The organism is Rhodovulum sp. MB263, assembly GCF_002073975.1.
Classification (GTDB): Bacteria; Pseudomonadota; Alphaproteobacteria; order Rhodobacterales; family Rhodobacteraceae; genus Rhodovulum.
In genome coordinates this window covers 3781862-3803704 of the sequence record NZ_CP020384.1, presented here as the reverse complement: position 1 = coordinate 3803704, position 21843 = coordinate 3781862, and the positions used below count along the sequence as shown (strand labels likewise).

21 protein-coding genes are annotated in these 21843 nt (G+C 67.6%); 6 read left to right on the top strand and 15 right to left on the bottom strand.

The window, feature by feature from the left end:
- Positions 1-55 precede the first annotated feature (55 nt).
- Positions 56-205 carry a GNAT family N-acetyltransferase gene (locus tag B5V46_RS20605; RefSeq protein WP_231119174.1) on the bottom strand — a complete coding sequence of 50 codons (150 nt, stop codon included), beginning with the start codon at positions 203-205 and terminating at the stop codon, positions 56-58.
- 296 nt (positions 206-501) lie between these two features.
- Here B5V46_RS20605 and B5V46_RS17790 point away from each other — a divergent pair, with 296 nt between their 5' ends.
- Positions 502-1560, top strand: coding sequence for an alpha/beta hydrolase (locus B5V46_RS17790; protein ID WP_231119173.1), 1059 nt, complete (start codon positions 502-504; stop codon positions 1558-1560).
- Positions 1561-2019: 459 nt separating this feature from the next.
- Here the strand turns inward: B5V46_RS17790 and B5V46_RS17785 are convergent, their stop codons facing one another.
- Both B5V46_RS17785 and B5V46_RS17780 read right to left on the bottom strand, forming a co-directional pair.
- Positions 2020-3018 carry an alpha/beta fold hydrolase gene (locus tag B5V46_RS17785; RefSeq protein WP_196774290.1) on the bottom strand — a complete coding sequence of 333 codons (999 nt, stop codon included), beginning with the start codon at positions 3016-3018 and terminating at the stop codon, positions 2020-2022.
- 133 nt (positions 3019-3151) lie between these two features.
- Positions 3152-4072: a LysR family transcriptional regulator gene (locus tag B5V46_RS17780; RefSeq protein ID WP_080617827.1), complete on the bottom strand. Its 921-nt coding sequence runs from the start codon at positions 4070-4072 to the stop codon at positions 3152-3154.
- 180 nt (positions 4073-4252) lie between these two features.
- Here B5V46_RS17780 and B5V46_RS17775 point away from each other — a divergent pair, with 180 nt between their 5' ends.
- The 4 genes from B5V46_RS17775 to B5V46_RS17760 all read left to right on the top strand — a co-directional run bounded on the left by B5V46_RS17775 (position 4253) and on the right by B5V46_RS17760 (position 8293).
- Entirely contained in the window at positions 4253-5299 is a 1047-nt protein-coding gene (locus B5V46_RS17775) for a glutamate cyclase domain-containing protein (RefSeq protein ID WP_080617826.1), read from the top strand.
- Between the two features lie 73 nt (positions 5300-5372).
- A complete protein-coding gene (locus tag B5V46_RS17770) occupies positions 5373-6455 on the top strand; it encodes a TRAP transporter substrate-binding protein (RefSeq protein ID WP_080617825.1) in 1083 nt (360 codons plus the stop codon).
- A gap of 4 nt (positions 6456-6459) precedes the next feature.
- Positions 6460-7011: a TRAP transporter small permease subunit gene (locus B5V46_RS17765; RefSeq protein WP_080617824.1), complete on the top strand. Its 552-nt coding sequence runs from the start codon at positions 6460-6462 to the stop codon at positions 7009-7011.
- A gap of 1 nt (position 7012) precedes the next feature.
- Positions 7013-8293 carry a TRAP transporter large permease gene (locus tag B5V46_RS17760; RefSeq protein ID WP_080617823.1) on the top strand — a complete coding sequence of 427 codons (1281 nt, stop codon included), beginning with the start codon at positions 7013-7015 and terminating at the stop codon, positions 8291-8293.
- A 291-nt stretch (positions 8294-8584) separates the two neighbouring features.
- Here B5V46_RS17760 and B5V46_RS17755 read toward each other — a convergent pair whose 3' ends face one another.
- From B5V46_RS17755 to B5V46_RS17725, 7 genes are all read right to left on the bottom strand, one after another.
- Positions 8585-9619 carry a YeiH family protein gene (locus B5V46_RS17755; protein WP_080617822.1) on the bottom strand — a complete coding sequence of 345 codons (1035 nt, stop codon included), beginning with the start codon at positions 9617-9619 and terminating at the stop codon, positions 8585-8587.
- A 32-nt stretch (positions 9620-9651) separates the two neighbouring features.
- Positions 9652-11634, bottom strand: coding sequence for a tripartite tricarboxylate transporter permease (locus B5V46_RS17750; protein WP_080617821.1), 1983 nt, complete (start codon positions 11632-11634; stop codon positions 9652-9654).
- Between the two features lie 110 nt (positions 11635-11744).
- Entirely contained in the window at positions 11745-12704 is a 960-nt protein-coding gene (locus tag B5V46_RS17745) for a tripartite tricarboxylate transporter substrate binding protein (protein WP_080617820.1), read from the bottom strand.
- A gap of 115 nt (positions 12705-12819) precedes the next feature.
- Positions 12820-13818: an Ldh family oxidoreductase gene (locus tag B5V46_RS17740; protein WP_231119172.1), complete on the bottom strand. Its 999-nt coding sequence runs from the start codon at positions 13816-13818 to the stop codon at positions 12820-12822.
- Positions 13805-14737 carry a hydroxyacid dehydrogenase gene (locus B5V46_RS17735; protein WP_080617819.1) on the bottom strand — a complete coding sequence of 311 codons (933 nt, stop codon included), beginning with the start codon at positions 14735-14737 and terminating at the stop codon, positions 13805-13807. Before B5V46_RS17735 ends, B5V46_RS17740 begins: the two co-directional genes overlap by 14 nt.
- A complete protein-coding gene (locus B5V46_RS17730; protein ID WP_080617818.1) occupies positions 14737-15918 on the bottom strand; it encodes a UxaA family hydrolase in 1182 nt (393 codons plus the stop codon). The genes B5V46_RS17735 and B5V46_RS17730 overlap by 1 nt, the downstream gene beginning before the upstream one ends.
- Positions 15919-15921: 3 nt before the next feature.
- A complete protein-coding gene (locus tag B5V46_RS17725) occupies positions 15922-16209 on the bottom strand; it encodes a UxaA family hydrolase (protein ID WP_080617817.1) in 288 nt (95 codons plus the stop codon).
- Between the two features lie 141 nt (positions 16210-16350).
- Between B5V46_RS17725 and B5V46_RS17720 the strand changes: the two genes are divergently transcribed.
- Entirely contained in the window at positions 16351-17052 is a 702-nt protein-coding gene (locus tag B5V46_RS17720; protein WP_080617816.1) for a GntR family transcriptional regulator, read from the top strand.
- A gap of 359 nt (positions 17053-17411) precedes the next feature.
- Here the strand turns inward: B5V46_RS17720 and otnC are convergent, their stop codons facing one another.
- From otnC to B5V46_RS17695, 5 genes are read right to left on the bottom strand one after another with little or no spacing between them, the layout of a single operon-like run.
- On the bottom strand, positions 17412-18056 hold the full coding sequence (gene otnC / locus B5V46_RS17715; RefSeq protein ID WP_080617815.1) for a 3-oxo-tetronate 4-phosphate decarboxylase: 645 nt from the start codon (positions 18054-18056) through the stop codon (positions 17412-17414).
- Complete coding sequence (gene otnK, locus B5V46_RS17710) at positions 18053-19318, bottom strand: 3-oxo-tetronate kinase (RefSeq protein WP_080617814.1); 1266 nt, start codon at positions 19316-19318, stop codon at positions 18053-18055. The genes otnC and otnK overlap by 4 nt, the downstream gene beginning before the upstream one ends.
- Before the next feature lie 44 nt (positions 19319-19362).
- Entirely contained in the window at positions 19363-20643 is a 1281-nt protein-coding gene (locus B5V46_RS17705; protein WP_080617813.1) for a TRAP transporter large permease, read from the bottom strand.
- Entirely contained in the window at positions 20640-21173 is a 534-nt protein-coding gene (locus tag B5V46_RS17700; RefSeq protein ID WP_080617812.1) for a TRAP transporter small permease, read from the bottom strand. The genes B5V46_RS17705 and B5V46_RS17700 overlap by 4 nt, the downstream gene beginning before the upstream one ends.
- On the bottom strand, positions 21173-21841 hold the full coding sequence (locus B5V46_RS17695) for a cyclase family protein (protein WP_080617811.1): 669 nt from the start codon (positions 21839-21841) through the stop codon (positions 21173-21175). Before B5V46_RS17695 ends, B5V46_RS17700 begins: the two co-directional genes overlap by 1 nt.
- Positions 21842-21843: the final 2 nt, after the last annotated feature.

Below are 21843 nucleotides of genomic sequence, written 5' to 3'. Positions count from 1 at the left end.
AGACGATACTCAGCGGACCGAGCGACATGGCCGATGTCTCGGTAACCTCCCTCTTTCATAGCGCGCGCGCTCGGAGGGTGGTGTCGATGACATCCAGCCTTACGCGCCGGAGATCCGAACGCACGGCAAGGTCCTCGATGGCGATCAGCAGCGTCTTTCCGATGCCGTGCCCGCGGGCGCCGGGTTCCATGAAGATCCCGTCCATGAGCAAGGTATCCTCGACACAGTCCGCTCCGGAAATCCGATCAGAAGGCCGCGTATCGCCTCGTTCGCCCGCCCGTAAATGGCGGCAAGGTCCTGAAACCCACCGCTGACGAAGGCCCCTTCAGGGGAGCTGTGGCCGGCCACGCCGGGAAAACCGCCCTCTGCCGACACCGCACTGATGGCATGGGGCGGGTAGGGAACAGGTTCGATGAACGCGACCAACCTGGTCTTCGGGCCGAGCGGGTAGCGAAGCTTTCGCGAGACGGCATGCCAATATCCCTGCGCGGCGCAGTCCCGATGTTCTGGCCTCAGGCCGGGTTCGATGCGAAAAGATCGAAACGGCCGGTCTGCGCTCAAGGCGACGTCTCCCTGTCCGGAGTGGAAATGGACATCTTTCAGGGAATTTCAGTGAGGGTTCGTTTTCGGGTCATTGTCGCTGCGGTGGTTGCCATCGTGGTCGCGCTGGGCCTCGTGGTCTGGCGTCTGGCCGATCAGGATCTCGGGTGGCGCGGCAGCGAGCCCTTCGATTTCGTCTCTGGCGGGACCGCCATCACGGGCACCCTGTGGCTGCCGGATGACGCGCCGCAGGCGGCGATCGTGCTTGTCCAGGGCGACGGGGCACAGGATCGAAGCTCTGCCGGGGGATATGCGCCCCTTATCAACGCGTTTCTCGATCATGACATCGCCGTGGCCGCGTGGGACAAGCCCGGCGTCGGGATGTCCGGGGGGAACTGGCTGGATCAGTCCATGGCCGACCGCACCGATGAAACCCGCGCAGCATTTGGGAAGTTGCGCATGCGTTTCGACGGGATCGCCGTCGGGGCGGCGGTGTCCTGGCATGACCAGGGAGACTACTACACCCGTGTCCGGCTGGGCAGGGAGGGCATGGACCGGGAGGCCATCGCGCAGGTCATCGAGGACCAGCACCGGGCCGACGACCGTACCTTCGGGCCCGAGGCCAAGGCCAGCGATGCCCCCGAGGGCATGACGACCGACCGCTGGCAGTTCCTCCGGCGAAATCACTCTGCCGATGCGCGCGGGGCGCTTGGCCGGCTCGATCTGCCGTTGCTGGCAATCTGGGGACAGGACGACCTGAATGTGGATGCCAGCCGCAATGCTGCGATCTACAGAGAGATCCTGGCCGGGCGGGAAGACGGGACCCGGATCGTCCTATGGCCAAAGGCAACGCATGGCTTGTTGAAGTCCGCTGCCTATAACTGGCAACTGACGCAAGACTGGTCGCTGTTTGCGAAGCTGCGTTTCGTCCTGGAGGGGCGCCATGCCTACGCCCCGGGCATTCTGGATACGATAATGGGCTGGATAGAGGACCGGAGCCGGGACGGCAAAGCGTCATAGCGGCGGGTCTGCCAGCTTGCGCGCCCGGGGCCTCCGGGCTCGGGGCCCGCTTTGGCCGCCAAATCCGCATGACCGGCAGACCGAGCAGAACCTCGGCGCTCTTGCCGATCCCGGTCTTGGGCGCGCCGGGCAGAGCGTGGATCTTAGCAGCCTGCTGACAAACGCCATCAAGCGCCAGATCTGGTCGATCTCATCGACCTTTGGCTCAGGCGATAAATCTCAGCTCAACGAGATTGCGCCGGAATGGGGCATATATCCACCGCGCAGTCGAGCCGGGATTTTTTCTGCAACCCGTTAAGGCGCTGGCCTCCCATCAATCCTGTCCCGATGGCGGGCTTCCCGCAGCTGTGCGCCATCCGTCTTGTCGGGCCGTTCGACGCAGCCCATGTGCCAGATCCCGCATCGATTCCCGCCGGCATTCAGGCGTTTCCGGGGATGCGGGCACTCGGGGATGCCGTCTCAGAGCGTCGCATTCAGGAAGGCGATCACGTCGCGCTCTAGGGTGCGGTGGATTGCCGGCCTGTCGATGCCGGGCCGATCCTTGCAGATCAGCGCAGCCTCCCCGACGATGCCTTCCGGGCAGGGATCGACGAAGGTGAAATGGGTTCCGGGCAGAAGGATCTGTTGCGGGGCACGCGGCAGATCGCTGGCGAGCGCAATCGCATTGGCCTCTGATCGCATGTAGATATCCTCCTGCGGCCGAAACAGAAGCACCGGGATCTTCACCGCGGCAAGGCCGCTGGCATCGAACATGACCGCGAGCGGATCGAGAAGCACCAGCGCCTTGAGACGAGGCTCGGAGGCGGCCGACCAGGCGGCAAGTTTCTCCGAGGGGCCGATAAAGGCATCGCTGGCGCGGCCGCAGGATCCGGTATCGTCGTGCCCCTCTCCGGCGCAATAGGCCGCCGCATGGGCGAAGTCGGGCTTGGCCCCGGCGAGGATGAGGCCGGTATACCCGCCCGCGGAATAGCCGATCATGCCGATGCGGGCGGGGTCGACATGAGCGGCCAGGCGTTCATCCTTCAGGGCCGCGTCGAGCGCCGCGATCGCCTGGGCGGGGCGGCTTGTCAGGATCTCCGTCTGGCCGGTTGCGGGAGGCTGGCCTGCGGCGTCCCCGATATGGGTCGGGGCGATCACGATGAAGCCCGCCCGGGCAAGCTGCGCCGCCAACTCACGATGGCTCAGAGGCCCGCCATTATGGCCATGAGACAGCAAGACCACCGGAAAGCGCCCCTCTGCGACGGGCGCCTCCCGCGTCGCGTCGATCTCGAAAGGGCCCGCCTGCCAGGACATCTCGGGAAGCGCGGTCGGATACCAGATGACGGCACTGGCCTGTCCGCCGGCCGTCGTGAAGGCGCTTCGCACAACGCCTGCGTGATAGGGGCCAGCCATTGCGGCCACCGAGATCCCCATGATCGTCAGCATGGCGAGGGCGGCAAGGCGGAAGGCACGGAACATGGCGTCAATCCTGCAAGCTGTCGGCAGCATGACATGCCATTCGTCCCCCGGTGGCGCCAGCACATTTCTACGTCAGGGCCCCGCCGGGCAATGACGGCAGCGGCACTGAGCTGCCCGCGGCATGGCGGTCGGGCTATTGCCGGAAAAGCTGCTCGACCTCGGCGATCTGATCCCTGACGACGTCGAAGAACACCCGCGAGAAGATCTCGGCACCCGGGCTGCGGGCATGGGCGGGAAAGATCGCGGAGAACCGGAACTCGATGGCCGGAAGGAAGGGTTTCACGGCGATCTTCCCGGGATCCATCGCCATGACCGAGAAGATGTCGGCGACGGAAATACCCAGCCCGGCCGAGACATAGCTTGGAACGGTGTTCGAATAGAGGGTCTGGACGGTACGGCCGGGCTGAACGCCCGCGGCCTCCATCGAGGCCTCGATCTGCATCCGCAAGAGGCTGCTGATGCCCAGCGAAATGAAGGGCTGCCCAGCCAGATCCTCGACCGAGACGCTGTCCTGACGGGCCAGCCGATGGTCGCGCGGCAGCAGGCAGATCGCCGAGGAAACCGGCATTTCGACATGGTCGATATCGGCGCGCTCGGGCGGTACGCGGCAGAGGCCGACCGAGAATTCATCATGCTGCAGGGCGTCGAGAATATGGACGGAATTGTCGGAATGGATGAAGAAATCGGTCTGGGGCTGGCTGATGCGAAAGCGGCGGATGGCCTCGGGCAGAGCGCCCGATGACAGTGTCGACATGGCAGCGATGCGCAACCGGCCATCCTGTTTCTCGCGCATCTGCCGGGCATTGTCGCGGATACGCTCCATCGATTCGAAATATTTCTCGACCTCGCGGAACAGCGCGATGGCCTCGGCGGTCGGCCGGACGCTCGACCATTTCCGGACGAAAAGCACCAGCCCCAGATCGGCCTCGAGATCGCGTATCAGCCGGGTCACGGCGGGTTGGCTGACATGCAGGATGCGGCCCGCTGCGGTCATGCTGCCGCTGATCATCACGGCGCGAAAAGCCAGCATCTGTCGGTGGTTGAGCGATCGCACCAGCGTCTCCTTCCGGCGTCTTCCGCAGGCGCGGGGCCCTTTGGCAGGCAAACATGGCCGGGCATTTCCCGCAAGGGCATAACTTTTCCTGATGGCATATTCCAAAATTCGATTCGCCAGAGCGCGCGCTGTCTCACTACCATTGCCGCCAGACCATGCGTTCGAGGAAGGAATAGCTACGTGCCCGATATCATTGGTGAATATGTCGACCGGTTGGTGACTGTCGAAATGCGCAACCGCGGCATGAACCACAATATCATCGCCCCGATCTATGCCGAGGCGCGGCGCGAGGGCGGCGGACGCCCGATCACGGCGCGTGCGGCCGAGGCGCTGGTCGAACATGTCGGCGAAGGCGATGTCGTGCTGATCGTGACCGGCGCGGGCTACCTGCCCGAAGTGCCCCATGGCGAAAGCGACGGACCGCCCGGCGCGGTGTCGCTGGCCCGGGCGCTTTACTGGGGTCTGAAGGCGGTTCCGGTCTATGTGTCGGAAGTCTGCCATGCGCCGCCGATCAAGGCCTCGTCCGAGGCGGCCGGGCTGATGGTGCGCGATTACGATCTGGCCAAGGGCCGGCGCATGGGGGCAGCCCAGGTCACCGCGCCCGAGGATCAGGCGGCGGTCGATGACTGGGCGCGCGATCTGCTGGAGCGGATGCAGCCCAAGGCGATCATCGCGATCGAGCGTCTGGGGCCGAACGAGACCGGCATCGTGCATTACTCGACCGGCGTCGCGCCCAAGAACTGCATCAATGTCGCGCCGCTCTTCGATCAGGCCGCCGACAGGGGCGTGCTGAGCATCGGTGTCGGCGACAATGGCAACGAGATCGGCTTCGGGCGGATCCATGCCTTCATGCAGGATTTCCACCCCTATGGGCGCGAAACCCAGACCGACAAGCCGGGCGGCGCCATCACCGTGACGCCGACCGACATCTTCCTGCCCGCCTCTATCTCGAACTGGGGCGCCTATGGCATCGCCGCGATGCTGGGCTTCCTGCTGAAGGACAAGGAGCTGGTGCAGGATCCCGAAACCGAGAAGCGCATGATCCGCGCTTGCCTCGACGCGGGCGGCTGGGAGATGCGCTACTGCACCTCGCGCTTCATCGTCGACGGCGCCGAGGGCGAAAGCTCGATGGCCATCGTCCAGTTGCTGCGCGACATGGTGCGGCTGAACATTGCCCCCCCCGACCGTGGGCTCTCCCACGGCAAGATGAAAGAAGCGGCAGGATAAGCCGCCCGCTGTCGGCCTTGCCCTTTCCCCCGGGGCAAGGCCGTTCCCTTTCCGACAGAGAGAGATCAGACACATGACCATGCTTTCCAGACTCTTCGGCGCCGCGGCGCTAGCCGGGCTTGCGCCGCTGGCCGTGCAGGCCGGCGATCTGCCCGCCACCGAGCTTTCCGTGATCGGCTCGCCCGTCAACTCGCCGAACTGGACCAATGTGCTGAAGCCGTTCTGGACCGAGACCGTGCCGGCCGACAGCCAGGGTCAGGTGAGGGCCAAGGCCGTGAGCATGACCGATCTGGGCGTGAAGGGCCCCGAGCTGATGCGGCTGGCAGGTGCGGGCATCGCCGACATCGTCGCCGGCAGCACCACGCTGATCTCGGGCGAGCTGCCGGAAAACGACTCGATCGATCTGGCCGGGCTGGCGCAGGATATCGACACGCTGCAACAGGTGATCGGCGCCTACCGCTCGGTGCTGGAAGAGCGCTATCGCGACCGGCTCGGCGTGGTGCCGCTGGGCTTCTGGCCGACCGGCGCCCAGGTTCTGTGGTGCGCGACCCCGGTCGAGGGGCTGGACGATCTTGCCGGCAAGAAGGTCCGCGTCTTCTCGACCACGACCTCGTCGTTGACCGCCGCGCTGGGCGCGACGCCCGTGACCATGGCCTTCAACGAGGTCGTGCCCGCCCTGCAGCGCGGCGTGATCGACTGCGCCTTCACCGGCGCCAATTCCGGCAACAATGCCAAATGGACCGATGTCACGACTCATCTCGTCGACCTGACCGTGGGCTGGGGCGTCAATTTCATCGTTGCCAATTCCCGGAAATGGGACGGGCTCGACCCGGCGGTGCAGAGCTTCCTGCGCGACGAGATCCGCGACCGGCTCGAGCCCGCGGGCTGGGAAATGGCCCGTGTCGCGACGCAGCAGGGCATCTGGTGTTCGGTCGGCGACGAGCGTTGCGAGCCCGAGGCGACCGCGCCGCGCAACCTGATAAAGGCCGATCTGACCCTGGTCGAGCTGAGCGATGAGGACAATGCGCGCCTGCGCCGGATCGTTGCCGAGAAGGTGATGCCGGAATTCACCCGGGCCTGCGGCGCGGAATGCGTGGCGCGCTGGAACGACACGGTCGGCCAGGTCGTCGATATCCAGCTCGATCCGGCGAGGTAAGCGGGTGGAGGCCCCGCTGATCTCCCGCAAGCTGTCCCGGCTTGCCCGTTTCGCGGCCATCGGCAGCGGTCTGCTGCTGCTGGCATCGGCGGGGCTGATGACCGCCGAGATCCTGATGCGGAGGCTGTTTCACCACAGCCTCGTCGGTGTCGACGAACTGGCCGGTTACGCCTTCGCCGTCGCCATGGCCTGGGGCTTTGCCCATGCGCTGTTCATGCGCGCCCATATCCGCGTCGATCTGGTCTATCTGCGCCTGCCCGCCCGGGTGCAGCGCTGGCTGGACGTGCTGGCGCTGGGGGCTTTCGCGGGCATCATCGGCATTGTCGTGTCCCATGCCTGGGGCACGCTGGCCGAGTCGCTCAGGCTGGGCGCACGCGCCAGCACGCCTCTTGCCACGCCGCTATGGATGCCGCAGGCGGCCTGGCTGGCGGGGCTGATCTTCTTCCTGATCTGCCTGATCGCGCTTCTCTTCGACCTGGTGCGGGCGCTTGCCCGCGGCGACCGGGATCTGGCGGCCGAGCTCGGCGCCTCGGACTCTGGCCCGCGGGGACGCTGACATGGGTATCGCACTTCTTCTTCTGTTCCTTCTGATCGCGCTGGGCCTGCCGATTGCCGCGGTGCTGGGCTGGCTTGCGGTGCTGCTCGACTGGCTGCTGTCGCCCTTCCCGCTGCAACGTGCCTTCGGCGAGATCGCCTGGTCGCACAGCATCGAATTCACCCTGATCGCGATCCCGATGTTCATCATGATGGGCGAGATCCTGCTGCGCTCGGGCATGGCCGACCGGATGTATAGCGGCGTATCGGCCTGGCTCGGCTGGCTGCCGGGCGGCTTGATGCATGCCAATATCGGCGCCAGCGCGCTGTTTGCGGCGACCTCGGGGTCGAGCGTTGCGACGGCGGCGACCATCGGCACCACCGCGATGCCGCAGGTCGACCGCCATGGCTACAGCGAACGGCTGTTTCTGGGCAGCCTCGCCGCGGGCGGCACGCTCGGCATCCTGATCCCGCCCTCGATCAACATGATCATCTACGGCTTCCTGACCGATACCTCGGTGCCGCGGCTGTTCATGGCCGGTCTGGTCCCGGGCATCGTGCTGGCGGCGATCTTCTCGCTGACGATCCTGGTGCTCTGCATTCTCCGCCCCTCGCTCGATGGCGACCGCACGCCGCCCACGGCCCGGGCCCTGCTCGGCAGCCTGTCGGATCTCGCGCCGCCGCTCGGGTTGTTCGGGCTGGTGATAGGGTCGATCTATGCCGGCTGGGCGACGCCCACGGAGGCCGCCTCGGTGGGCGTCATTGCCTCGCTGGCGCTGACCGCGCTGTACCGGCGGCTGAACTGGCCGATGCTGGTCGCGGTCTTCATCGGCACCGTCCGCACCTCGTCGATGATGATCCTGATCACGCTTCTGGCCTTCCTTCTGAACTTCGTCATCGGCGCGACCGGCATGGCCGCCACGGTGAACCAGCTTGTCGGCAATCTGAACTGGAGCCCGCTGGCCACGATGCTGGCGATCCTCGGGGTCTATCTGGTGCTGGGCATGTTCATGGACACGCTGGCGATGATCGTGCTGACGATCCCGATCGTCACGCCGATCGTTGTGGGCCTTGGCTATGACCCGATCTGGTTCGGGGTGATGATGGTCCTGATCGCCGAGACCTCGGTTCTGACGCCCCCCATCGGCATGCTCTGCTATGTCGTGCATGGCGTGCGCGGCCGGGGCAAGCTGACCGATGTCTTCATCGGCGTGACCCCGTTCATCCTCGCGCTGATGGGGATGATCGCGCTGATGCTCGCGGCACCTCAGCTTGCGCTCTGGCTGCCCGAGCTGATGTTCTAGCAGGGACATGATCGCACCGCGGGGGCGTTCCGGGCGAGGCCCGGGGCGCCCCCGCTGTCGCGAGGCGGGGGGCGAAGACCCGGAAGGCCGTTTCGGGGCTGGCGGGGATGGTCCGGCCTGCGCCGCCGCCGCTCTTGCGGCTTTGCTGCCTTGGCCTGTGGCGGGTCCTGGCTCCGCCAGGGGTGCGCGACCGGATCCCGCGCGGGGTCTCACCTCGGGCACAGGCTTGGCGATGCCTTTGAGCGTTCCGTAACCGGGCAGACCGGACGGATCCGGCCTCGGGCCCATGTGTCACAGCAGCACCATCACCCCGGCCAGCACCACCCCCGCGATGAACAGCGTCTCGAGGAAGATCAGCACCACCGATTGCGGCGGGACCGAGAGGATGCGTTTGAGGTCGGTCTTCATGCCGACGGCGGCAATCGCGGTCAGCATGGCCCATTTCGACAACGCCCAGAGCAGCGCCTGCAGCGCGGCCGGGATCCAGCCCAGCGAGTTGATCAGGGCGAGGATCAGGAAGGCGATGACGAAGCCCGGCAGGACCGGCGGACGTTTCGCCCCCGACCGGTCCTGGGCCCCTGCACCGCGCAGCGCCAGGGTCAGGATCAGTACGAAGGGCGCCAGCATCGAGACCCGGATCAGCTTGAGCGTGGTCGCGGTCTCGCCGACCGCGTCGGACACCGAGAAGCCCGCGCCGACCACCTGCGCGACGTCATGGATCGTGCCGCCGAGAAAGACCCCCGCCTGCAGCTCGCTGAGCCCCAGAAGGGTCGCGATCACCGGGTAGAGCACCATCGCCACGGTCGACAGCAGCGTGACCCCGAAGACGGTGAAGCTGAGATTGCGTTCCGACAGCTCGTTCTTGGGCAGGACGGCGGCGATGGCCATGGCGGCCGAGGCGCCGCAGATCGAGACCGCGCCCGCCGTCAGGATCGCCAGCCGCCAGCCCCGTCCCAGCATCCGGGCGGCAAGCCAGCCGAAGCCCATGGTGGCGACCAGAGCGCCGATGACAAGCCCGACCACCGGCAAGCCGAGCTCGGTGAACAGCTCGAAGCTGATCCGCGCGCCCAGAAGGGCCACGCCGATCCGCAGCACGCTCTTGGCCGCGAGCCCGATCCCGGCGGCGCAGCGGTCGCCATCCTCGACGAGGAAATGCAGCGACAGTCCCAGCAGCAGCGCCATCAGCATGGCCGGGGCGCCGTAATGGTCGGACAGGAACTGCGCGGCCAGCGCGGCCAGGCCGCAGACCAGAAGGCCGGGCCAGAGCGCATCCGCGCGGCCGAGGATGCCCCGGAGACGGGGCATCGTGGCAGGGTGATCGGTCATGGGACGGGTCAATCCTTTCTGGTCTGTCGCGGTCAGAAGATCAGGCCGCCGGGGAGCGGCACCGACAGCGCCTCGCGAAAGCCGATGGTGAAGACGGTGATCACGGCGGCGACGCTGAGCGCCAGAAGGCCCCAGCCCCTGAGGCTGCGGTTGTTGTGTTCCGAACTCAGCATCAGCCCCAGCGCCATCGCGATCCCGGCGGTGGCGAAGCCCAGCACCGGTGCCAGCGCGATGCCCGCCGCCATCGAGGCGACGACGCCCGCGCGCCGCCCGGTCGAGCCGTAGCTGCGATCCTCGACCACGCGGCGGGTCAGCAGCGTTTCCAGCGCCGCGAGGCAGCAAAGCACCAGCATCCCGGTGGCGATGGTGCGGGGGAAGACGGCGGCCTCGGGGTTCAGGCCCGCGCATTGCCAGAGCGCCACGCCCGCGACGGCGGCCATGACGCTGATGCCCGCCAGATCGCGCAGGATCGCGGCCGGATCGGCCGGTTCTCGCTTGTCCGAAGGGCCGGGCAGGGCAGTGCCGCGCCGGCGCAGCAGCCGGGTCAGGGCCGGCAGGAACGGGTAGACAAAGCTCAGCAGCGTCAGCGCGATGATGACCAGCGAAAGCGGCCGCCCGAAAAACTGGCCCCAGACATTGCCCATGGCATCGCCGATGGTCCAGCTCTGCACGAAGCCCTCTTCGGCGATGCGCCCGAGGATCAGGCCCAGCACGATGGGCGAGACCGAGAAGCCGCGGCGGTTGGCGATCCAGCCGACCACGCCAAGCGCCAGCATGATGCCGACATCGGACAGGCTGTTGCGGATGGCGAAGCTGCCGATGATGGTCATGAACGCCACGACCGGCACCAGCCCCGCCTTCGGCGCCCGCACGATCGAGCGATAGGCGAAACGGCCGATCAACAGCCCGACCGGCAGCATCAGCAATGTCGCGAGGAACAGCCCGAAGATGAAGGTGTAGACGATGCTCGAGCCGTCCGAGAACAGCGTGGGTCCGGTCCGGACGCCCTGCACCAGCAGCGCCCCGAGGATCACCGCATCGGGCGGCGTGCCCGGAATGCCCAGCACCAAGGTCGGGATGAAGCCGCCGCCGACTGTGGCGTTGTTGGCGCTTTCGGTGGCGACGATGCCGCCGGGATTGCCCTGGCCATAGGCGGGCGCGCGGCGGTCGGTGCGGCGGGCCTCGGAATAGGCCACGAGCCCGGCGATCGAGCCGCCCGCGCCGGGCAGCGCGCCGACGAGGGTGCCGATGACAGAACTGCGGATGACATTGACCTTGTGCCGCATCAGGGTCGAAAACGCCTCGGGCAGGCGGAAGCCGCGGGTGCCGCCGCTGTCTTCCTTGAGATGGCGCCCCGAGGTCGCGGCCAGCTCGATCAGCACCGGCACGCAGTAAAGCCCGATCAGCGCCGAGACCGTCTCGATGCCGCCCAGAAGGGTGTTCGAGCCGAAGGTGAAGCGGACCTCGGCCGAGGTTTCGGAAATGCCGACCATGGCGATCAGGATGCCGAAGGCGGCGCCGATCAGCCCTTTCAGGAAGTCGCGGGTGCTGAGCGCCGCGATCAGCGACAGGCCGAAGATCGCCAGCCAGAAATACTCGACCGGGCCGAAGGCCAGCGCCGCCTCGGCCAGCGGCGGGGCCAGCAGCAAGAGCGCGGCGGCCCCGACGATGCCGCCCACCAGCGAGGACAGGCAGGCGATGGTCACCGCCAGATCGCCATCGCCGCGCTTGGCCATCGGGTAGCCGTCGAAGGTGGTGCCGATGGCCGAGGGCGTGCCGGGGGTGTTCAGCAGGATGGCGGCATAGGCGCCGCCATAGATCGCGCCCGTGTAGATCGCGCCCAGCAGGATCAGCGCGCTTTCGGGCGGCATGCCGAAGGTCAGCGGCACCAGCACGGCGACGGCCATGGTCGCGGTCAGGCCCGGAACCGAGCCGATGATGGTGCCCGCCGCGACGCCCGCAAGCGCCAGCAGAAGGTTGAGCGGCGTCAGGGCCGCAAGGAAGAAGTCCAGCATGATCGGGGTCCGTGAGCGGAGGGGAGGAGCGCGGGAGCGGGGCCCGCGCAATCAGCGGCAGAGCGGGACGGGATGCCCGCGACGGGCGCCGGCCCCGCTCTGCCGGACGATCAGTCGATCACGCCGGCGGCTCTGGCGGCGGGAATGTATTCCTCGGCCCGCGCCTTCATCCAGGCATCCATCTCGGGGCCGTAGGGCACGTCGATCAGGGCGAACCCGCCATCGATCATCTTCTGCCGGAATTCGGGATCGGCATTGATCGCGGCGATGGCGTCCGAGACCGCCTGCCGGGTTTCCTCGGGCGTGTCCTTCGGCACGGCGACGCCGCGATAGGCGCCCGAGACGATGTCATAGCCAAGCTCGCGGAAGGTCGGCACGTCGGGGAAGGCGGGGTGGCGTTCCTCCATCGCGACCGCCAGCATCCGCACCTTGTCGCCCTGGCCGCCGCCCACGGTGGTATAGCCCCATTCGGCGCTGACCTGCCCGCCCAGCATGGCGGTGACGGCCGCGCCGGTGCCCTTGAACGAGACATAGGTGGTCTCGATCCCGGCCAGCTCGTCGAAACGAACCGAGACCAGATGGTTCGCCGTGCCCTTGCCCGAGCCCGAGAAGGTGATCTTCCGGGGGTTTTCCTTCGCTGCCGCGATCAGGTCGTCGAGGCTCTGATAAGGGCTGTCGGCCCGCACCACGATGGCGTCTGGCGTGTAGTGGAACATGTAGGCATTGACGATGTCGTCGGTCTCGAAGCCGACATTGCCCTGCAGCGGCTTGACGATGGTATGGGGCAGGTTCACCCCCATGATGACCGAGCCGTCCGCCGCCATGCCGTTGAGCTGCGACCAGCCCACCGCGCCGCCGCCGCCGGGCTTGTAGGAGACGATCATCTGTTCGCCGTAGAGCTTCTCGAAATAGGGCTGCTGCATCCGTGCGGTGATGTCGGATTCTCCGCCCGGCCCGAAGGGGATGATGTATTCCACCTGGCCCGGCGGGAAGTCCCCGGCGCTGGCGGGTGCGGCGAACAGCGCGGCGGCGATGGCGGTCGCGACGGCGTGAAGCGTGAATTTGGTCATGTCGTTCTCCTCCCAAAGAAACTCCGCACCCGGCAGGCGGGACGCGGTCGATATGGCCGGCCGGGGTTCTGGCCCCCGTGCTCTGTTGGTCTTGGGTGTCGGGGAAGGCCCGCCGTCAGGACGGCAGGGCCGAAAGCTCCTCCATGATATGGCCCGGGACACGGACGCGCCCGGCGCTGTCGGCGCGGCCCCTCAGCCGTTTTTGCCCCGGCAGCCGCGTGCCCTCCTGCGCCAGCATCGCGCCCAGAAGCCCCTCGAGCCGCTCGCCGAAGCCCGGCACCCGCGCGACGTCGAAGGCCAGGATGGTCTGGCCGACGCCGGGCGGCGCGCCCTCGGCCTCGAAGAACGAGCTGGCCTCGTCCGAGCGGTTGGCCCCGGTCAGGGTCGCGGCCAGGATCTCGACCACCAGCGCCAGCGCGGCGCCCTTGGTATCGCCCGCGGGCACCATCGTGCCGCCCAGCGCGGCCTCGGGATCGGTCGTCGGCCGTCCTTCGGCATCGAGCGCCCAGCCCTCGGGGATCGGCTGGCCGGATTTCGAGGCCGCCATCACCTTGCCACGCGCCACCTTCGACAGCGACAGGTCGATCACCAGCGGCGGGTGGCCCGGGCGCGGGGCGGCGAAGGCGATGGGATTGGTGCCGAACAGCGCCGCGCGGCCGCCCCAGGGCGCCATCGCCTTCGGCGTGTTGGCGACCATCAGCGCCGCGACCCCGGCCTCGGCCAGCCGTTCGACATGGGCGCCGAGCTGCCCGCAATGATGCGAACGGCTGATCGCGGCCATGGCGATGCCGTATTCGGGCGCCATTTCGGTCAGCTCGGCGATGGCGAGGTCGATGGCCGGATAGGCAAAGCCGTTCCGCGCGTCGATATCGACCCGGGCCCCGGCACGCACGGCCACGGGGCAGGCCGCCCCGGTGACCTTGCCCGACCCGGCCTGCGCCGCATAGGAGGCGACACGGGAAAAGCCGTGCCCGGCCTGGCCGTCGATCTCGGCGGCGACAAGGGCGCGCGCCACGCTGCGGGCATTGCGCGCCGAGGTGCCGCTGGCCTCGAGGATGCGGGCGATCAGCGCCTCGGCCTCGGCGCGGGGCATCTCTGCATCAGGCCGGGGCATGGGCAAGCGCCTCTTTCACGTTGCGGACGGTGACGGTGCTGACCCGCACATTGCCCTCACCGGTGACGCCCGCGATATGCGGGGTCAGTATAAGGTTCTGAACTCCCTGGAAAACCCGTCCGGCCTCTGCCGTCAAGGGTTCTGTCGCGAAGACATCGAGCGCGGCGCCCCCAAGCCGGCCTTCGCTCAGCGCCCGGGCCAGCGCCGCCTCGTCGATCACGCCGCCGCGGGCGGTGTTGATGACAATCGCGCCCGGTTTCATCGCCGAGATCGCCTCGGGGCCGATCAGGTTGCGGGTGCCCTCGGTCAGCGGAACATGCAGCGACAGCACATCGGCCCGGGCCAGAAGCTCGGGCAGGCTGCAGCGCTCGACCCCCTGCCAGGCCGGGTCCGCGGCGTCGAGAAAGGGGTCATGGGCCGCGATCCGCATTCCCAGCGCGCGGGCACGTTCGGCCACCGCGCGGGCGATGCCGCCATAGCCCACAAGCCCCATCACCCGGCCCGAGGCCTCGCCGCCGATCAACGCATTGCGCGGCCACTCGCCCGCGATCATCGCCGCATTCGAGGCATAGGCGCCGCGCAAGAGCGACAGCGCGGTCGAGATGACATATTCCGCAACCGACCGGGTATTGGCGCCGGTCGCCGGGCAGACGGTGACGCCGCGCGCCTTGCAGGAAGCGAGGTCGATATTGTCGAGCCCGACGCCAAGCCGGCCGACGACGCGCAGCTCGGGCGCCGCTTCCAGCAAGGCGGCATCGACCTGCGTCCGGTTGCGCACGATCAGGCCATGGGTGCCGGGGAGCGCCGCGATGAGCGCCCCCCGGTCGTCCACAAGGCCCGGGTCATAGACCACCTCGACATCCTCGCCGAACCCGGCGAGCGCCTCGGTGTCCATGAACTCGGAGACGACAACGCGCATCAGGCCGACCGGTACAGCTTGGTCAGCGAGAATTCGCGATGCCCGAGCGCCTCGGCCGCGGTGTTGCGGCCATTGGCGGTGCGAATGATCATCTCGATCAGGGCGTCGCCGGCCTGGTCGATGGTCTGCTCGCGGGTCAGCACGCCGGTCACGTCGACGTCGATATGCTCGGACATGGTGCGCAGGGTGCGCGGGTTGCCCGAGATCTTGATCACCGGCACGATCGGGTTGCCGATGACATTGCCCTGGCCGGTGGGGAAGGTGTGGATCACATAGCCCGCCGCCGCCATCAGCGTGACACATTCCGCCGCCGCCGATGAGGTGTCCATGAAGTAGAGCCCCGGCCCCTTTTCGGGCGCGACCGCAGGCCCCATGGCGTCGATATAGGTCGAGCTCCGGCCGATCTTCTCGAGATTGCCAAGCGCCTTTTCCTCGATCGTGGTCAGCCCGCCGAGGATGTTGCCCTTGGTCGGCTGGCTGTCCGACAGGTCCGAGGTCTTGTGGGCCTCGATCACCTCGTCCTGATAGGCATCGAAGATCTTGCGGAAGGCGGTGGCGGCCTCCGGGGTCGCGGCGCGTTTCTCGCAGATATGCTCGGCCCCGGTGATCTCGGAGGTCTCGCCGAAGCAGCCATAGATCCCTTCGGGCAGCAGCTTGTCATACATGTTGCCGACGGTCGGACAGGAAGACAGGCCGGTGGTGGTGTCGCTTTCGCCGCATTTGGTCGAGATCCAGAGATCCGAGACCGGGCAGGCCTCCTTCTGCAGCTCGGTCGCCCATTGCACGTATTCCTTGGCCTTCCAGCTGGCCGCACGGATGGTCTCGAAATCGCCCTTCTGCTCGATCGAGAAGCCCGCGACCGGTTTGCCGGTTTTGGCGATGCCGTCGACGATGACCTGGGTCCATTCCGGCTCGATGCCGATCACCACCACGGCGGCGACGTTCGGGTTGGCGCCGGTGCCGATGATGGTGCGGAAATGCAGCTCGAGGTCTTCGCCGAATTGCAGACGGCCATAGGCATGCGGGATCGCCAGCGTGCCCTTGACGTTATTGGCGACGGCCTCGCAGGCCGCGTTGGAGATGTCGTCCACCGGCAGGATCAGGACATGGTTGCGCACGCCGACGCGGCCGTTCTCGCGGCGCCAGGCGTTGACGGTCATGGACTTGAAATCAAAGGGCATGGGTCACCACCGTTTGGTCTTGCAGTTATGGACATGGACGTGCTCGCCGACACTGGCGGCCCCGACCATCCGGCCGATGTCCTCGCCGTATTTCATCACCGTGTCGCCTTCCTTCAGATCGCTCAGCGCGACCTTGTGGCCGATCGGGATGTCGGCCTTTGCGATCACGGTGAAATCCGAATTGTCGGCGGTCACGACGCAGAGCATCTCGGTGCCCGCGGTCAGCCCCTCGACGACCACGACGCCGACATTGTCGGAATGATCGTGTTTCAGAAGATGTGGTTTGCCCACTGTCTGGTCCTCCTCACTGCCCAGATTGCAAGTCTTGGGCTGGTTAACATGTACATCTAATCTTATACAAGACTTATTGTAATGGACTTGTCCGCCTTTGCGAAGAAATGCTATCTCACGGGAAGTTCAGGAGGCTGACCCATGGCGACACCGCTCTATCAGACCGTGATCGACACCATCGTCGCGCGAATCGCGTCGGGCGAGCTGCCTTCGGGCGCGCTGTTGCCAAGCGAGACCCAGCTGGGGGCCGAGCTTGGGGTCAGCCAGGGTACGGCGCGCAAGGCGTTGAGCGAGCTGGAAGCGCGCGGGCTGGTGCAGCGCGCGCAGGGGCGCGGCACCTTCGTCACCCTGCGCACGCCCGAGATGTCGCTGTTCAACTTCTTCCGCCTGCGCAGCCCCGACGGCACCCTCACCGCGCCCGAGCTGGTGTCGGAAACCGTGATCCGGCGGAAAGCGACGGCCGGAGAGCGCGCGGCGCTGTTCGGGCGGCCCGAGGAGGTGATCGAGATCACCCGGGTCCGCTCGGTCGGCGGCAAGAAGGCGACCCATGAGAGATCCTGCCTGCCGCCCGCGCTTTATCCGGGCATCACCGACCGGGCGCCGCTGCCGAACGCGCTTTATGTGCTGTATCAGCGGGCCTATTCGATCATCATCGTACGCGCCGATGAAAAGCTGCGTGCGGTGGGCGCCCCGGCCGATGTGGCGGCGGCGCTGGGGCTCGAGACGGGCGCGCCGGTCCTGCTGATGCGGCGCGCGGCGGTCGATGTGCTGGACCGGGTGGTCGAGCTGCGGGTCTGCCATCTGGTGAACGAGGAACTCGACTATTTCGTCACCCTGTCCTGAGCGCGTCCCGGCGCGGGAGAGAGGACGGGCGGAAAACCGGCGCCCCCGTCACACGGGCGCAGGCTCCGTCGGGGCAATCGCAGGCCAAGGCGGCGACACCCCGCGGAGGGGCTTGCACCGGGGGGATCTGATCAGGAGGCCCATGGCCGGTCCGCGTCGTCGCCCTGTGCGACGGTTTTTCCCGACCGTTTCGCGGCCGGTCGCGGCGCCGGGCCGACCGCCCCGAGGTCCGGCGGACCGATGCTCTTCAGGGGGTTGATCGGGCCGGTCCCGGGGATCGGCGCGGTCGTGATCGCGAGTTGGCCGGGGTCCCGGGACGAGGCCCCAGGGGCCCTCGGGCCCATGGCTGGTGCTGAGGGTCATACGCGCGCGCGCAGCGCCCCGGCCTCTTCCTCGCTGAGGGGACGGATCCGGTGCCCCTGCAGCATCAGGAACAGCCGGGCGGTCTCTTCCAGCTCTTCGGTCGCGTATTGCGCCTCTTCGAGGCTGCCGCCCGCCACCACCGGCCCGTGATTGGCCAGCAGCACGGCGTGGTGATCGCCCGCCCGTTCCTCGACCGCGCGGGCCAGTTTCTCGTCGCCCGGCGCGAAATACGGGATCAGGGGCAGGCGGCCCACCCGCATCACGTAATAGGCGGTCAGGGGCGGCAGCACGTCCTGTTCATCGACACCCGCAAGGATGCTGACAGCGACCGAATGGGTCGAATGCAGATGCACGACCGCGTTCGAATGCGGGCGCTTGCAATACATGCACATGTGCAGGAAGGATTCCTTGGTCGGCCGGTCGCCGTCGAGGAACTGTCCGTCGGCGGAGAACCGCGACAGCCGCGCCGGGTCGAGCGCGCCGAGGCAGGCATTGGTGGGCGTCATCAGCATCGAGCCGTCCGACAGCCGGACGCTGATATTGCCGGTCGACCCGAAGGTGAGGCCGCGATCGAAGATCGACTTGCCCGCGGCGCAGATCCGGTCGCGCGCGGTGGTGGCTTCGGACAGGATCGCGGTCATGCCAGCAGCTCCCAGGCTTTGAGAAAGAAGTCTTCGGCTCCGAAATTGCCCGATTTCAGCGCAAGGCAGAGCGGGCGGTTGCCATCCAGCGTCATCACCCAGGGCACGCCCGGGTCGATCTCGGGCCCGATCCGGAGCGCCGAGGCGCCAAGCGCGCCTGCGACCGCGCCCGATGTCTCGCCCCCGGCCGAGATGATCCGGGTAAAGCCGCGCGCGGCGAGGAGGGCGGCGACCTCGCCCAGAAGGGTCTCGACCATCTCGCCCGCCCGCATCCGTCCCAGCGCCTTCTGGGCGCGGGCCACGGTCTCGGGATCGGCGCTGGAATAGACGACGGGCGGCAGCGGGGTTTCCGCCGCGGCCTTCTCGACGAAATCGACCACGCCCGCAGCGGTGATCCGGCCCCCGGCGATGCCCTCGGCATCGATCTTCAGCATCGGCAGCCCGGCCCGCCGGGCCGCAGCGATCTGTTTGCGGGTCATCTCGGAACAGGAGCCGGCAAGGATCACGCCCTTGCCCGGGGGCGCCTCGAACGGGGCCTGGGCGGCGGCCTCGGTCAGCCAGCCCCGGGCGCGGTAGATCTCGGGCAGCCCCATCGCGACGGCTGAGCCGCCGGTGATGAGCGGCAGATCGGCCAGATCTCGGGCGATGGCGCGCAGGTCGCCGTCGTCGATGGCGTCGAGGATGAAGATGCCGGGGGTCTCGGTGACCTGCGCGGCGATGCTGCCGGGCGCGCCGCGCATGGTGGCCAGCGGCACCAGATGCACCGGCCGCTCGGTCTGCCGCGACAGCACCCGGACCAGATCGGGGTCGCGCATCGGCGTCAGCGGGTGGTCCTTCATCGGGCTTTCCGAGATCAGCCTGTCATGGACGAAGAGATGGCCCTGATAGACGGTGCGGCCGTTTTCGGGGAAGGACGGACAGGCGACACTGCATTCCATGTCGAAATGCGCCATCAGCGCCGAGGTCACGGGGCCGATATTGCCCTCATCGGTGGAATCGAATGTCGAGCAATACTTGAAGAAGAAGCGTCGCGCCCCCGCCGCCTGCAGCGCGCGTGCGGCATCGAGCGACATCGCGACCGCCTCGTCGGCCGGGATGGTGCGGGATTTCAGCGCGACCACCACGGCATCGGCCTCGGCCGCGACGGCGCCAAGATCGTCCGGCAGTCCGATGGTCTGGACGACGCGCATGCCGCTGCGCGCAAGGATCAGCGACAGGTCGGTCGCGCCTGTCAGGTCGTCGGCGATGGCACCCAGGATCATGGCAGCCTCCTCGGGAAGCGATGAGAGAAACGCCGGGAACGGGCCTAGTACAGCCAGCGCCCCGGCAGGATGACGATTTGCGGAAACAGCACCAGCACCAGCAGCAGCAGGACCTGGACAAGGATGAAGGGCGCGACCCCCCGGACCACATCGGCATATTGCTGGCGGGCCACGGCGCAGACCACGTTCAGCACAGCGCCGACCGGCGGGGTCAGAAGCCCGATGGCGGCCGACATCATGAAGATCACGCCGAAATAGACAGGATCGATGCCCGCCTGCTTGGCGATGGGCAGCAGGACCGGCGTCAGCACAAGCAGGGTCGGGATGAAGTCGAGCGCGGTGCCGACCAGGATCACGATGACGACGATGGCCAGCATCAACAGGGTCTGGTGCTGGGCCAGCGGCCCGAGCAGCCCGGCCAGTTGCTGCGGCACCCCGGCGATGGTGATGGCATAGGCGGTGATCCCGGCGGCGGCGATCAGCAGCATCACCGCGGCGGTGGTGCGCACCGCGTTCAGCATGCATTCGTAAAGCACCCCGAGAGTGATCTCGCGATAGATGACGGTGCCGGCCAGAAGGGCGTAGATGCAGGCCACCACGCCGGCCTCGGTCGGGGTGAAGATGCCGAATTTGAGCCCGCCGACGATGATCACCGGCAGCATCATCGCCACCACCGCATCGACCAGGGCCGAGCGGATCTCGGGGCCCGAGCGGCGCGGCAGGGTGGCCATGTTCTCGCGGCGGCACATAAGCCACCAGGTCGCGGTCAGCGCCAGCGCCATGGCGACGCCGGGCACGATGCCCGACAGGAACAGCCGGGTGATCGAGACATTGCCCGCGACCCCGAAGACGATATAGCCGATCGAGGGCGGAATGACCGGGGCGATGATCCCGCCCGAGGCGATCAGCCCCGAGGCCCGGCCCATCGGATAACCCGATTGGCGCATGATCGGCACCAGCATGCCCGCCAGCACGGCGGTATCGGCGATGGCCGAGCCCGAGAGGCTGGCCAGCAGAACGGCCGTCACGATGGCCACATAGCCAAGCCCGCCGCGCAGATGTCCGACCAGCGCGAGCCCGAGATTGACCAGCCGCCGTGACAGGCCGCCCGCGTTCATCGCCTCGCCCGCCAGCAGGAAGAACGGAATGGCCAGCAGCGGGAAGCTGTCGGCGCTGTTGGTCATCTGCAGCGCGATCGACTGCCAGTCGAGCATGCCGAGCTGCCACAGCATCGCGATGCCCGCCAGCATCAGCCCGAAGGCGATGGGAATGCCCGCGACGGCGGTGACGAGAAGGACGCCCACGAAGATCAGGATGGTGGTCACGCGCCGGGATCCTCCTTGCCGGAGGCCATGATGCCGGCGGTCAGGCCGAAGGCTGCGCCAAGCGCATTGGCCAGCGCGACACAGCCGATGCCGATGGCCGCGAACCAGGGCGCGGCATAGGTGATCGCGGTCGGCAGACCAGATACGGGCGCGGTATTGGTCCAGTTCAGCTGCATCTGGGTCCAGGCGCCCGTAGCCAGCACGAGGCAGCAGGCCAGAACCGCCAGATTGCCCACCACATGGGCGATCCGGCGCAGCAGCGGCGGCAGGGCCGCGACCAGCACGTCGATGCCCAGCTGCTGCTGGCGCCGCGAGACCGCGATGCCGCCCGCGAAGGCGATCCAGACGAACATCATGCGCGAGACCTCGTCGGTGATGGTGATGCCGGTATCGAAGCCGTAGCGCAGTACGACGTTGAAGAAGACGAGAAGCGTCATCGCAGCCAGCACCAGCACCAAAAGCGCCTCGACGGCCGCCAGCACCCGATCGGCGGCGCGGACCGCCTGTGCCGCGATGCGGGCTGGGCGCATCAGGCCATGTCCTCGATGGCGAAGATCCGCGCCGGGGCGCCATCGGCATTGCGGATCTTCAGGGGGGCCGCACAAAGGAAGGTCCGCGGGCCCTTCAGCGCCGCGGTGTTGACGACATATTCGATCAACGTCACGCCCGCGCGCAGCAGCACGTCATGGGTCACATGCTCGGCATCGGGCACCGTGATGCCGTCAAGCAGAAGCCGGATCGGGTAATCCTGCGGAAAGTCGACGGCGACCGCGCTGGGCTTTTGCGCCAGCAGGTAGTCCGAGGCCTCCCGGTTCAGCCAGGGCGCTTCGGTCCAGAATTCGCGGGTGCCGGCATCGCGTTTGAGGTCCCATTGCACGGCCAGCAGCAGGATCTCGCCCTCTGCGCCGCCGGGATCGGCCGCGGCCAGCGTCTCGGGGCCGATTTCCTCATCGGGCGCGACGGCCGAGAGATCGAAGATGCGGCAGGGCCCCACCACGCGCTCGAGCGGGGTCGCCTCGATGGTGGGGCCGTTCTCGATGAAATGGGCCTGGGCGTCGACATGGGAAAAGCCATGACAGGTGGTCGACAGGCGCGTCACGCGGAACTGGTCGCCCGCGCCCTTGTCTCCCGTCACCGAAATCTCGGGTGCCCAGCGGAAATGCGGGCCCACGGTCATGCTGAGATCGACGATCGTCATGG

Coding starts and splice junctions, on each gene's coding strand:
- B5V46_RS20605 (WP_231119174.1), bottom strand. CDS start 205: ATGGACGGGATCTTCATGGAACCCGGCGCCCGCGGGCACGGCATCGGA.
- B5V46_RS17790 (WP_231119173.1), top strand. CDS start 502: ATGTTCTGGCCTCAGGCCGGGTTCGATGCGAAAAGATCGAAACGGCCG.
- B5V46_RS17785 (WP_196774290.1), bottom strand. CDS start 3,018: ATGTTCCGTGCCTTCCGCCTTGCCGCCCTCGCCATGCTGACGATCATG.
- B5V46_RS17770 (WP_080617825.1), top strand. CDS start 5,373: ATGACCATGCTTTCCAGACTCTTCGGCGCCGCGGCGCTAGCCGGGCTT.
- B5V46_RS17760 (WP_080617823.1), top strand. CDS start 7,013: ATGGGTATCGCACTTCTTCTTCTGTTCCTTCTGATCGCGCTGGGCCTG.
- B5V46_RS17755 (WP_080617822.1), bottom strand. CDS start 9,619: ATGACCGATCACCCTGCCACGATGCCCCGTCTCCGGGGCATCCTCGGC.
- B5V46_RS17750 (WP_080617821.1), bottom strand. CDS start 11,634: ATGCTGGACTTCTTCCTTGCGGCCCTGACGCCGCTCAACCTTCTGCTG.
- B5V46_RS17745 (WP_080617820.1), bottom strand. CDS start 12,704: ATGACCAAATTCACGCTTCACGCCGTCGCGACCGCCATCGCCGCCGCG.
- B5V46_RS17740 (WP_231119172.1), bottom strand. CDS start 13,818: ATGCCCCGGCCTGATGCAGAGATGCCCCGCGCCGAGGCCGAGGCGCTG.
- B5V46_RS17735 (WP_080617819.1), bottom strand. CDS start 14,737: ATGCGCGTTGTCGTCTCCGAGTTCATGGACACCGAGGCGCTCGCCGGG.
- B5V46_RS17730 (WP_080617818.1), bottom strand. CDS start 15,918: ATGCCCTTTGATTTCAAGTCCATGACCGTCAACGCCTGGCGCCGCGAG.
- B5V46_RS17720 (WP_080617816.1), top strand. CDS start 16,351: ATGGCGACACCGCTCTATCAGACCGTGATCGACACCATCGTCGCGCGA.
- otnC (WP_080617815.1), bottom strand. CDS start 18,056: ATGACCGCGATCCTGTCCGAAGCCACCACCGCGCGCGACCGGATCTGC.
- otnK (WP_080617814.1), bottom strand. CDS start 19,318: ATGATCCTGGGTGCCATCGCCGACGACCTGACAGGCGCGACCGACCTG.
- B5V46_RS17700 (WP_080617812.1), bottom strand. CDS start 21,173: ATGCGCCCAGCCCGCATCGCGGCACAGGCGGTCCGCGCCGCCGATCGG.
- B5V46_RS17695 (WP_080617811.1), bottom strand. CDS start 21,841: ATGACGATCGTCGATCTCAGCATGACCGTGGGCCCGCATTTCCGCTGG.